Origin of the sequence: Streptomyces graminilatus (genome assembly GCF_001418565.1) — a bacterium.
GTDB classification, from domain to species: Bacteria; Actinomycetota; Actinomycetes; order Streptomycetales; family Streptomycetaceae; genus Streptomyces; species Streptomyces graminilatus.
The window spans coordinates 1-10,893 of record NZ_LIQQ01000402.1 but is presented as its reverse complement, the minus strand read 5'-3'; the positions used below and the strand labels follow the sequence as shown (position 1 = coordinate 10,893).

Annotated in this window: 9 protein-coding genes; 4 read left to right on the top strand and 5 right to left on the bottom strand. The window is 70.0% G+C overall.

From position 1 onward, the window contains the following. A partial coding sequence (locus AOK08_RS30650; RefSeq protein WP_055532116.1) for a hypothetical protein occupies positions 1-692 on the bottom strand: 692 nt, incomplete at its 3' end. Positions 693-1,017: 325 nt separating this feature from the next. Here AOK08_RS30650 and AOK08_RS30645 point away from each other — a divergent pair. After that, positions 1,018-2,751, top strand: coding sequence for a glycoside hydrolase family 13 protein (locus AOK08_RS30645; protein ID WP_055532114.1), 1,734 nt, complete (start codon positions 1,018-1,020; stop codon positions 2,749-2,751). A gap of 18 nt (positions 2,752-2,769) precedes the next feature. Here AOK08_RS30645 and AOK08_RS30640 read toward each other — a convergent pair whose 3' ends face one another. The 3 genes from AOK08_RS30640 to AOK08_RS30630 all read right to left on the bottom strand — a co-directional run bounded on the left by AOK08_RS30640 (position 2,770) and on the right by AOK08_RS30630 (position 4,697). Next, complete coding sequence (locus tag AOK08_RS30640; protein WP_422125784.1) at positions 2,770-3,519, bottom strand: DUF4142 domain-containing protein; 750 nt, start codon at positions 3,517-3,519, stop codon at positions 2,770-2,772. A 146-nt stretch (positions 3,520-3,665) separates the two neighbouring features. Beyond that, positions 3,666-4,022 (bottom strand): DoxX family protein, encoded by a 357-nt coding sequence (locus tag AOK08_RS30635; RefSeq protein WP_055532112.1) that lies wholly within the window; start codon positions 4,020-4,022, stop codon positions 3,666-3,668. Between the two features lie 99 nt (positions 4,023-4,121). Next, positions 4,122-4,697: an AMIN-like domain-containing (lipo)protein gene (locus AOK08_RS30630; protein ID WP_055532110.1), complete on the bottom strand. Its 576-nt coding sequence runs from the start codon at positions 4,695-4,697 to the stop codon at positions 4,122-4,124. A 374-nt stretch (positions 4,698-5,071) separates the two neighbouring features. On the opposite strand from AOK08_RS30630, the gene AOK08_RS30625 reads away from it, so the two are divergent. The 3 genes from AOK08_RS30625 to AOK08_RS30615 all read left to right on the top strand — a co-directional run bounded on the left by AOK08_RS30625 (position 5,072) and on the right by AOK08_RS30615 (position 7,667). Next, positions 5,072-5,275, top strand: a complete 204-nt coding sequence (locus tag AOK08_RS30625) for a cold-shock protein (RefSeq protein WP_006373337.1) — start codon at positions 5,072-5,074, stop codon at positions 5,273-5,275. Positions 5,276-5,568: 293 nt separating this feature from the next. Then, entirely contained in the window at positions 5,569-7,236 is a 1,668-nt protein-coding gene (locus AOK08_RS30620) for a DEAD/DEAH box helicase (RefSeq protein WP_063794167.1), read from the top strand. Between the two features lie 143 nt (positions 7,237-7,379). After that, positions 7,380-7,667 carry an SCO5918 family protein gene (locus tag AOK08_RS30615; RefSeq protein WP_055532108.1) on the top strand — a complete coding sequence of 96 codons (288 nt, stop codon included), beginning with the start codon at positions 7,380-7,382 and terminating at the stop codon, positions 7,665-7,667. A gap of 213 nt (positions 7,668-7,880) precedes the next feature. Here AOK08_RS30615 and AOK08_RS30610 read toward each other — a convergent pair. Beyond that, the coding region (locus AOK08_RS30610) for a beta-N-acetylglucosaminidase domain-containing protein (protein WP_055532107.1) at positions 7,881-10,893 on the bottom strand (3,013 nt) is incomplete at its 5' end.

Sequence of the window (10,893 nt, the reverse complement as noted above, 5' to 3'; positions counted from 1 at the left end):
GGCGTGCCCGGGGTCTCCTCGACCGGCGGTGTGGACGCAGGCGGGGTACCCGGGGTCTCCACCACCGGCGGAGGCGTGATCGTGCATTCCTTCGTGCCGCCGTTCCAGGCGGCGATCAGCTTGTCCTTGATGACGGGACGGTCCGGACCCTTGGGCAGGTCGCCGTGTTCGAAGCCGTCGTCGGCGCCGAGTTCGCCGTCGAACCTGACCTTGCCGCGGTAGAGGTCGACCTGCGCGTAGCAGCCCGCGTCCGGCACCGCGATGTCGAGCGAGTCGGTCCGACCCTGCTCGACGGTGACGGTGTCGAAGTCGAGGAAGATCTGCTCGCCGGAGGTGGCGAAGGTGGCGCCGTGGGCGAGGTAGGAGGCGAGGGAGGCGGTGCAGGTGCTCGCGTCACCGGCGGTGCGGACCTTGACGTGGACCTTGCCGTCGTCGGTGGGCTTGAGGTTCTGGTCGTCGACACTGACCGAGTCGAAGAAGTTCTGCCCGTCGAGGGAGAACTGGCAGCGGTCGGTCCCGGTCTTCGTGCCCGCGCCGGAGCCGGGCCGGTAGCCGCCGGCGCCGGAGTCCCAGCCGTCACCGCCGGGTGTGCCGGTGGCCCAGGCACCGGACGCGGAGGCCGCGCAGAGGGCGAGCGTGGCCGCACCGGTTCCCAGGATGTGCAGCGCGGTGACACGTCTCAGTACGGACATGCGGATCCCATCTTCGCGTGTGCGAGAACCCGGGTGCGGCGGGAGGGCAGCACGTCGCTGCCGGGCCGTACCCGGGGAGTCTGGTCGAAGGAACACTGTGCCCATCCGGCCCATCGGGCATATGCGCCACAGCGTTCGCACATCGTGAATCGTGCGCGCTTGGGTGTCAACTTGGCGTAATGCAAAGGTTGTTCATGGATCATCACGGTTTCACCACAAGGGGAGGGTTGTGTTCGGGGAGCGCGCGGGTTCGTGTTCCCGGCGAAGTGGACAGAGTTGGGCTTGTCGTCCGCAGGTGAACACCGCCACAGCAAGGAGACACCGCGTGCCCGAGCCCGAGACCGAATCCACTCCCACTCCCACTCCCGATCGCCGGTCGCAGCCTTACGAGCCGTCGCCCGACCTCTCCTCCCGGGACCCCGACTGGTGGCGCCAGGCCGTCTTCTACCAGGTGTACCCGCGCAGCTTCGCCGACGCCGACGGCGACGGTCTCGGCGACCTCAAGGGCATCACCCAGCGTCTGACGCACCTCGGCGCGCTGGGTGTGGACGCCCTCTGGCTCTCCCCCTTCTACCCCTCCGAACTCGCCGACGGCGGCTACGACGTCGCCGACTACCGTGACGTCGACCCTCGCCTGGGCACCCTCGACGACTTCGACGCGATGGTCGCCGAGGCCCATCGGCTCGGCCTCAAGGTCATGGTCGACATCGTCCCCAACCACACCTCGCGCCGGCACCCGTGGTTCGAGGAGGCCCTGCGCTCGGCCCCCGGCTCCCCGGCCCGCGACCGCTACGTCTTCCGCGACGGGCGCGGTGAACACGGCGAACTCCCGCCCACGGACTGGCAGTCGGTGTTCGGCGGCAGCGCGTGGAAACGGGTGGCGGCGGACCAGGCGCCCGACGGGCAGTGGTATCTGCACCTCTTCACCCCCGAACAGCCCGACCTCAACTGGGCCAACGACGAGATCCGGGCCGATTTCCGCACCACGCTGCGCTTCTGGTCCGACCGGGGAGTGGACGGCTTCCGCATCGACGTCGCCCACGCCCTGGCGAAGGACCTCGACGCGCCGCTGCGCGACCTCGGCGCCCCGGAACTGAGCGGCGAACAGTCCCTCGCCGTCCTCCCGCCCGGAACCCACCCCTTCTTCGACCGCGACGAGGTCCACGAGATCTACCGCGACTGGCGCAAGATCCTCGACGCCTACACCCCGCCCCGCATGGCGGTCGCCGAGGCCTGGGTCCCGGGCGCCCGCCGCGCCCTGTACGCCCGCCCGGACGAACTCGGCCAGGCCTTCAACTTCGAGTATCTGCAAGCCGGCTGGGACGCCGACGAACTGAGGAAGGTGATCACCGACTCCCTCGCCACGGCCCGCTCGGCAGGCGCCTCGGCCACCTGGGTCCTCTCCAACCACGACGTCGTACGCCACGCCTCCCGCCTGACGCTCCCACCGGGCACCGACCTCAACGCCTGGCTCCTGTCCGACGGCACCGCCCCGCCGGCCGACGAGGCCGCGGGCCTGCGCCGGGCCCGCGCGGCGACGCTCCTGATGCTGGCGCTGCCGGGTTCGTCGTACGTCTACCAGGGCGAGGAACTGGGCCTCCCCGAGGTCGCCGACCTCCCCGCCGGCGCCCTCCAGGACCCGATCTGGGAACAGACGGCGCACACCGCCAAGGGCCGCGACGGCTGCCGGGTGCCGCTGCCCTGGACGACCACCGGACCGTCGTACGGATTCGGCGCGGGCGGCGCCTGGCTGCCGCAGCCGCCGGGCTTCGCGTCGTACGCCGTCGAGGCACAGGACGGGGTCGAGGGCTCGACCCTGGAGCTGTACCGCACGGCCCTCGCCCTGCGCCGCCGCCTGCTGGACGGCGAGGGCCTGACCTGGGCGGCTGAACACGCCCCCGGCGTCCTCGACCTCACCCGCGCGGACGACTGGCGCTGCGTGACGAACCTGTCGGCCACGCCCGTCGAACTGCCGCCGGGCGAGGTCCTGTTGACCAGCGCGCCGCTGGAGGAGGACGGCCGCCTCGGCCCGGACACGACGGCCTGGCTCGGAAGGTGAGGTCGCCGGGAGTCGAACTCACCCCGCCGCGGGATAGGTGGGGCTCGGTCCGGGGCTGGGGCTGAAGGCGTTGGCCGGCGGCGGGGTGAGGACGACCATCGGGGCGCCCGGCACGGGGACGGGCGGGGTCAGGTCGGAGTCGGGCAGCTTCGGCGGGGTGGTCTGCTGGAAGAGCGCGGTGTCGAAATTGACGAGCCCGGTCTTCTCCATGACCGTGATGTGGTCCAGGACGGTGGTGTTGGCCTGGTCGGCGAGGGCCCGTACCAGCGTGTTCTTGGTGGTCGACCGGATCTTGGCGACGGTGTTGAAGATCGACCCGTGGGTGATGCGCAGAATGTTGGCGAAGTCGCTGTCGAACTGCGCCCCCCTGCTGTCCGAGGTCAGCGTGGAGATGAACCCCTGCTGCTGCGGACTGGGCAGATTGGGAATGGTCACCCCGAGCTGCGGGGCGATCCGCCGTACGGTCGCGTCCAGCGCCGCGTGTCCGGCGACGAGGTGCTGCCCGGCGGTGATGACGGCCGGGGAGGTTCCCTTCGCGATGGCCATCTGCCCGACCGGGTACTCCCAGAGGCCGGCCGCCCGCACCTTCACCACGAAGTCGCGGTCGGCCTCCGTCAGTGGTCCGGCGGACGTCTGAGCGACGATCCGGGTGGGCGAACTGGACACGGTCTGGACACCGACCATGGCGGGGTAGGCGAGCGCGGCCAGGGTCAGGGCCAGCGCGCCACCCACGAAGAGGGTGCCGGTCGAGCTCCGGGTGAAACGCACCTTGCCTCCTGATGCGACGGGAAGTCGTCGAGGAAAGGTACGGATACGAGGGCCGGCCGGAACCTTTCGTCTCCGTAAGGCCTCCGTAAAAGGTGCACCATGAAAGAAAAGAAGCGTCAAGGGACGCTTCGGAAGACGCACCCCCACTACCAGGGGCCGTGGTCGAGCAGGCCCAGGGTCAGGACGGCCGCCGCGGTGGCGAGGAAGACGATCCCGCCCACGATGTTGCGGGAGCCCACCCGCAGGTGGGCGATGATCGCGCCGATGAAGTAGAGCACGAGGCCGGTGGCGGCGAGGGTTCCCAGGAGCGGTACGGCCGGTCCGGCCAGCAGTCCGACGGTGCCCGCCGCCAGCAGCATGCCCAGTACGGGGACCCATTTGCGGTCTATCCCCTTCATGTCCGCCTGGGTCTTGGGGTACTCGTGACCGATCAGATAGGTGACGGCGGCGGCGCCGTTGAAGACCGCGCCGAGGACGCTGACCGTGACGTAGGCGGCGAACACGCTTTCTTCTCCGTATCTGTGGGGAACAGTTGTCCCCCACAGGACGAGCCGGCGACTCGCAATGTGACATCGGCCGCCGGACCCGCCGCTGTGCGGCCCCTAGCTCGTCCAGCTGTGGGCCACGTCGACCACGACCTTGTCCTCCAGCTGGATCACGCGGAACGGCAGCCGGGCGCGCACACCGAGGCCGACCTGGGTCTGGCCCTCGCTGGTGCCGCCGAACTTGGTGTCACGGAAGGTGCGGTACCCGTTGATGTTCACGGTGGGCAGGGTCTTGCCCACCTTGCCCGGGTAGGTCCACTTCCCGGTGTCCAGGTCGACGCTCCACGCGCCGATGCCGATGTCGAGGATCGCCCCGCCGGCGACCGGTATGTATTCGCCCGAGGGGTCCGCGTAGAACCGGTCCACGTACTGGACCTGGTAGCCGACCTGGCCGCCGCCCGGCACGTCGAACACGATCCGGTCGTAGCACTCGTGCTGACCGGTCCTGATGTCCGTCAGGTGATCGCCGCTCATGGCGACACCGCCGGTCTTGGCGCCGCTGCCCCAGCCCGTCGGGCAGCTCGCCGCCGCGCGCGGGCCCTCCGTGGGCGCCGCGCTCGCGGTGCTCGCCGCCGTCCCCAGCATGGTGCCCGCGAGCATGAGCGCCGCCGCTGCCGCTCCGATACCTCGCATCGTGTCCCCTTCGGTCGCGTTGGGTCGTATGACTTTTACGTTGAGTGAGACGGACCGTTACGCCGGAAGGTTGTACGGAGTGGGGATGGGGGGTGGCGGCAGGGGCGCCCGAAGGCCCCGGGTAGCCTGGGCGCCCGCGAGGGTGTCCGTATGTCCGCGGACCGCGTCTGAGCCGCTTTGAGCTGCGGAGACTATTCCCGCCTGACGTGTGACATTGCCGCACCTCCCCGGCGGCGGGTTCTGTGCTAGCGTGGTTTTCAGTTGCAGTTGTGGTTCCCAAAGATTTCGGTGTTCTCTCCGGTCGGGGCAATCATTGCGGCGACGCGGGGTCCGCACGGTGCGGACCTCCCGAGCATGCCCCAAGGAGATTTGACATGGCCACCGGTACCGTGAAGTGGTTCAACGCGGAAAAGGGCTTCGGCTTCATCGAGCAGGACGGCGGCGGCGCCGACGTTTTCGCTCACTACTCGAACATCGCCACCCAGGGCTTCCGTGAGCTGCACGAGGGCCAGAAGGTGACGTTCGACGTCACGCAGGGTCAGAAGGGCCCCCAGGCGGAGAACATCCTCCCCGCCTGATCTACGTGACCCTGCCGGTCCACTAGTGGATCGACACACGTGATTGTGGCCGGGGCCCGCACCTAGGGTGCGGGCCCCGGCTCACAGTTTTTTAGGGACGGTTTCGCGTCCGACTCCGTGGAGTTCGGACCCGGTCGTCCGTTCCCTGCTTCTCAGGGGTGAATCCCCTTCACCGCTCGTTTCCTTTCGGCCCGTCCCCACGGCCTTTTTGTCCTGTGTGCCGCCGCTCTCTCGTGGCGGACGCTGAGCGCTGCCGTGATTCTGTCGACGTGCCGCATTGAGGAAGGTTCTGCATGAACCGGTCGTTCGCCGACCTGGGCCTGCCGCCCTCGCTGCTGGCCTCCCTCACCGTCGAGGGCATCACCGTTCCTTTCCCGATCCAGGCGGCCACGCTGCCGGACACCCTCGCGGGCCGCGATGTCATGGGCCGTGGTCAGACCGGCTCGGGCAAGACCCTCGCCTTCGGCCTGGCCCTGCTGGCCCGCATCGCCGGACAGACCGCCGAGGCCGGACGCCCGCTCGCACTCGTCCTCGTACCGACCCGGGAACTCGCCCAGCAGGTCGTGGACGCGCTCACCCCGCACGCCCGTGCCATGGGTCTGCGGATGACCACCATCGTCGGCGGGCTGCCCATCGCGCGGCAGGCCCGTGCGCTGGGCGCCGGCACCGAGGTCGTCATCGCGACGCCCGGCCGGCTCCGTGACCTCGTCGACCGCCGCGACTGCCGGCTCGACCGGGTCGCCGTCACCGTCCTCGACGAGGCCGACCAGATGGTCGACATGGGCTTCCTGCCGCAGGTCACGCATCTGCTCGACCAGGTGCCGCGCAAGGGCCAGCGCATGCTGTTCTCCGCGACGCTCGACGCGGACGTCGGCCGGCTCGCCCGCCGCTATCTGCACGAGCCGAAGGTGCACGAGACCGACCCGCACGCCGGCGCCGTCACGACGATGGAGCACCACGTGCTCTACGTCGACGACGTCGACAAGAAGACGGTCGCCACCGAGATCGCCGCCCGCGACGGGCGTGTCCTCATGTTCATGGACACCCGGCGCAGCGTCGACCGTCTCACCAAGCACCTGCTGAAGAGCGGTGTCCGTGCGGCGGCCCTGCACGGCGGCCGTTCCCAGCCCCAACGCACGCGTACGCTCGCCCAGTTCAAGACCGGCGAGGTCACCGTGCTGGTCGCGTCCGACGTCGCCGCCCGGGGCATCCACATCGACGACCTCGACCTGGTCGTCAACGTGGACCCGCCCGGCGGCGCCAAGGACTACCTCCACCGTGGCGGCCGTACGGCCCGTGCGGGAGCCTCCGGCAGCGTGGTCACCCTGGTCCTGCCCGAGCAGCGCCGCGAGATGCGGAGCCTGACCCGGGCGGCGGGCGTCGACCCGAACACGGCCAAGGTCTCCCCCGGCGCCGCCGAACTGACCCGTATCACCGGGGCCCGTACGCCTTCGGGCATACCCGTGGTCATCCCGGTCCCGGCCCCGACGCCGCCGGCCGCCTCCAAGGGCGACGGTTCCGGGGGCCGGTCGAGGTCGTCGCGGTCCCGGTCCTCTCGGTCCCAGTCCGGCTCGGGTGCGGGGTCGGCTTCGGCCGCCCGTTCGGGCTCGGGTGCGGGCTCCCGTTCGGGGGCGGGTTCCGCTTCTGGGTCCGGTTCCCGGTCCGGTTCGGGTTCCGGTTCTCGTTCCGGTTCCGGAGCGGGCGCCGGTTCGAGTGCTGGTTCGGGTACGCGGTCTCGTCGTGGGGCCGCCGAAGGCGGTGCGGCCACGGCGCGTACGGCGGGTGGGGGCGCCGCCAAGAAGGCGTCGCGTCCGACCGGTGGCGGTGCCAAGCCGCCGCGTGTGGCGGGCGGGAACGCGTCCGCCCGTACGGAGCAGGATCCCACCGGCGAGCCACGCGGCCGCCGGCGCCGGGCGCCCCGGAACCGGCGTCCGGGCTCCGATGCCCGTCAGGCCGGCTGACCCAGCCGTCGGCCGCCGGCAGCCAACACTCAGTTCCAAGCTTCAGCGTCGTATCGGCTCCACGCTTCACCCCGCCGGTCGGTTTCAGGCCGACCGGCGACCGCACCATCCACCCGGACCCTTCTCTGACCCGCGGAGGCACCATGCGTTGTGTGATCGCCCGATTCCCGTTCGACCTGATCATGAGCGAGGTCACGCACAAGATGGACGGGGTTGCCCCTGAGCCCATCACCAGTGCGGCTGTCGGTATCGGTGGGGTGGACTACCCCGTCAAGCAGGTCGGGGCGGTCATCACCCGGCTCGACCGGCGGGACTTCACCGAGAAGGAGATGATCGCCGCGCTGACTCGGCTCGGGTTCACCTGCCGTCCGGCGGCTGTGGCCGCGCCTGCTCGGCCGGCGGTCATCGATCCCTGGGCCGAGATGCAGTAGCACTCCGTTTTGGGGGGCGGATTTGGCTGCGGGTGCGTGGGGGGTTTTGCGCAGTTCCCCGCGCCCCTGGGTGGGTCGGCTGCGGGTGCGTGGAGTTGTTCGCGGAGTTGCCCGCGCCCCTTTGACGGTCGGTTGTTGGCTGCGGGTTTGTGGGGGCTGGTCGCGCAGTTCCCCGCGCCCCTAAGGCGCGGGGGAACCGTTCGTCGTTGGCTGTCAGTTGACTGGTACTGGTGTTACCACTGTGGCCAGTGGGTATGGGCCCGTTTTCAGCGGTGTGCCCGGTTTACCGGTTGATGTTGTCACCGGGACGAGGGTGTTCGTGTCGGCTGTTGTGACGTAGGCCGTGTCGCCGTTCCAGTTGAGGCTGATGTCGAAGGCGGAGCGGCCTACGCTGATCGGGGTGCCCGGAGCGCCGGTCACCGTGTCGAGCGGGGTGATCGTGTCACCGGTGCTCGCGCTGACCCAGAGGGTGCGGCCGTCGGGGGAGACGGCGAGGCCGTACGCCTGGCCGGTGACCAGGTAGGTCGGGCGGGTGTCGTTCGTGGCGGTGTCGATCGGGGTGACCGTCGAGCCGCCGGAGTTGGACACGTACACCGTCCGCCCGTCGGGAGCCGCGACCACGTTGAACGGGTTCGGGCCGACCGGGATCGCCGCTCCCGCCCTGCCCGTTGTCAGGTTCACCGGGCTCACCGTGTTGTCGTGGATGTTCGCCACGTACAGGGTGGTGCCGTCCGGGGTGATGGCCATGTTCTCCGGGCCGTCGCCCACCGCGATCTTCGCGCCCGGTGTGTTCGTGGCCAGGTCGATCGGCTGGACCGCGCCGTCCGAGTAGTCCGCGACCCAGAGGATGCGGCCGTCGGGGGCGAGGGCGAGGCCCGCCGGTACGTCCCCGACCGGCACCGTCGCCGTGACCTTCGCGGCGGCGACGTCGATGACGCTCACCGTGTCCGAACCCTGGTTCGCCGCATAGGCGGTACGACCGTCCGGGCTGACCACGATCTCCCCCGGGTTCCGGCCCACGGGGATCTCCGTCGACGTGCCGGACGTCAGGTCCACCGAACTGACCGACGCGCCACTGAAGTTGGCGGTGAGGGCGCGCGTGCTTCCGCCGACTCCGGTTATCCGTACGGGGATCGCCCGGCTCACCAGGCCATCTCCGGTGACAGCCACCGATCTTGTGCCCGCCGTCGTCCCGGTCGCCGCTGTGAAGGTCAGGGTTTCGGTGATCTTTCCACCTGCCGGGACAGTGACCGCGCCTGAGGACGGGGTGACCGTCAGGCCTTCAACCTCCTTGATCCGCCATGTGGTTGTGGCTGTGGTCGTGGTTCTGGTCGTGGTGGTGGAGTGGTTGTTGGTGATGGTCAGGGTCGCTGTCGCGCTGGCGCCGGGGGGCATGGACAGGGACGCCGGGGTGAAGGACGCGTCCGGGCCCGGGTCGGGGGCCGCTCGTAGGGTCGCGTCGAAGAGGAAGCGGTCCAGTACTCCCGGGGCGATCTGCTGCGGCACCGAGTCGAGTCGCTTGCGCTGCGACTGGAGGCGGACGTAGAGGGTGGAGACGCCGTCCGTGTCGCCGTTCTTTCGCGCGAGCATCAGATCGACCGCTGTCCTGCCTGCCTCTCCGTATGCGCCCAGCTTGTCCAGCCACGGCGAAGTCTCCGTCAGGAACGATGAGTTGGGGAGGTTCGCGCGGAGGTCGGTGGGGGCTGCCGCCATCGCCCTGAAGTAGGCCGTGAGCGCGCGGGCCGCCCTGTCCAGGCCTTCTCCGCTCTCGTACGCCGTCGTGAACGCCTTGAGCAGGGGCTTCAGGGCCGGGGACTCGGTGGTGTCCAGGAGGGAGGAGTAGGTGTTCTCCGCGAAGACCCGGAGGGATGCGGCCGCTGTGCTGCCTGTGGACCCTGCTGTGAAGTCCTTCAGTGAGGCCAGGAAGGCTGCTCGGGGGTTGTATGCCTTTGGGTTCCAGGCGTACGTCGCCGAGGTGAACAGGGCCAGTTTGCTGGCCTCCGCCTGGTTCATCGGGTTGGCGGTCATGCCCGTGACCTGGGTGGTCACGCCTGGCTCGCGGCCGGTGTACGGGCCCAGGAGCAGGCGGCTGGTGGTGTAGTCGTTCACCGGGTAGTTGTCCCAGACGAGAATGGGGTGGCCGTACAACTTCCTTGCCTGGGCCGCCTGTTCGGTGCTGATCGTCGGTGCGACCACTCCGACGCCTGTCCATTCGACGACGACCGAGGGGTTCAGTTTCTCGCGCAGCGCCGTCTTGTACGGGGAGTCGGCCAGGTCCGAGTACTCGGTCGGGACCATCTCCAGCGGGGACACGTCGTCGTGCGTGTCGACGAAGTCCCTGACGACCCTGTTGAGCAGGGCCGCTTGTGCGGTGCCCGCCGCGCCGCCTCCCGTGCCGAACTCCCGCTCGTCGGCAGGGCAGTTCCACTCCGTGTAGCTGATGTCGTCCAGCGGTACGGCGAACGAGCGGACGCCGATCGCGTACAGCGACTCGAACTTGCTCACCAGTGCGTCGGTGTCGGCGGGCGAGGAGTAGCAGATCGACAGGCCGGGGGAGAGGGCGTAGGTGAAGCGGACGTGGTTCGCGGTGGCTCGGGCGGCCAGTTGCTTCAAGGGCGCGAGTCGGGCGGGTGGGTAGGCGTCTCGCCACTTCGCGCGCAGGTACGGGTCGTCCTTGGGGGAGTAGACGTACACGTTCTGCTTCGTACGGCCGTAGAAGTCGAGTTGGGAGAGGCGGTCGCGCTGGGTCCAGGGGGTGCCGTAGAAACCCTCGACCACTCCGCGCAGCGCGGTCGCCGGCCAGTCCCGGACGGTCGCGGCGGGGACCGAGCCGTTGTGGGTGACGATCTGGCGGAGGGTTTGGGCCGCGTAGTACGTGCCCGTCCGGTCGACGCCGGAGACGGCGATGGTGCCCTTGCCGGTGGCCAACGTGTAGCCGCCGGAGGGGAGTCGGGTGGGCGGTGCGGCGTGCAGGCGCTTGAGGGCCTTCGCTGTCGCCGGGTTCTCCGTGGGGCCGCCGACGTAGACCGTGAGGGCGGCGGGGGGTGTCGGCCGGCCGGCGGTGACGGTACTGATGGTGCGGGCGCCGGCGGCGCGCAGTACGCGTTCGACGAGGGCGCGGGCCGACGGGTCGGTGGCGTGGCCGATGACCTCGACGACCTGCTTCGGGACCGGTTGGGCGCCCTGGCCGGGGGTCAACCGCTGGGGGGTCGGCCAGATGTGGGGG

Excerpts from the sequence above, each read along its gene's own strand:
- AOK08_RS30630 (WP_055532110.1), bottom strand. The coding sequence starts at position 4,697 with ATGCGAGGTATCGGAGCGGCAGCGGCGGCGCTCATGCTCGCGGGCACC.
- AOK08_RS30625 (WP_006373337.1), top strand. The coding sequence starts at position 5,072 with ATGGCCACCGGTACCGTGAAGTGGTTCAACGCGGAAAAGGGCTTCGGC.
- AOK08_RS30620 (WP_063794167.1), top strand. The coding sequence starts at position 5,569 with ATGAACCGGTCGTTCGCCGACCTGGGCCTGCCGCCCTCGCTGCTGGCC.
- AOK08_RS30615 (WP_055532108.1), top strand. The coding sequence starts at position 7,380 with ATGCGTTGTGTGATCGCCCGATTCCCGTTCGACCTGATCATGAGCGAG.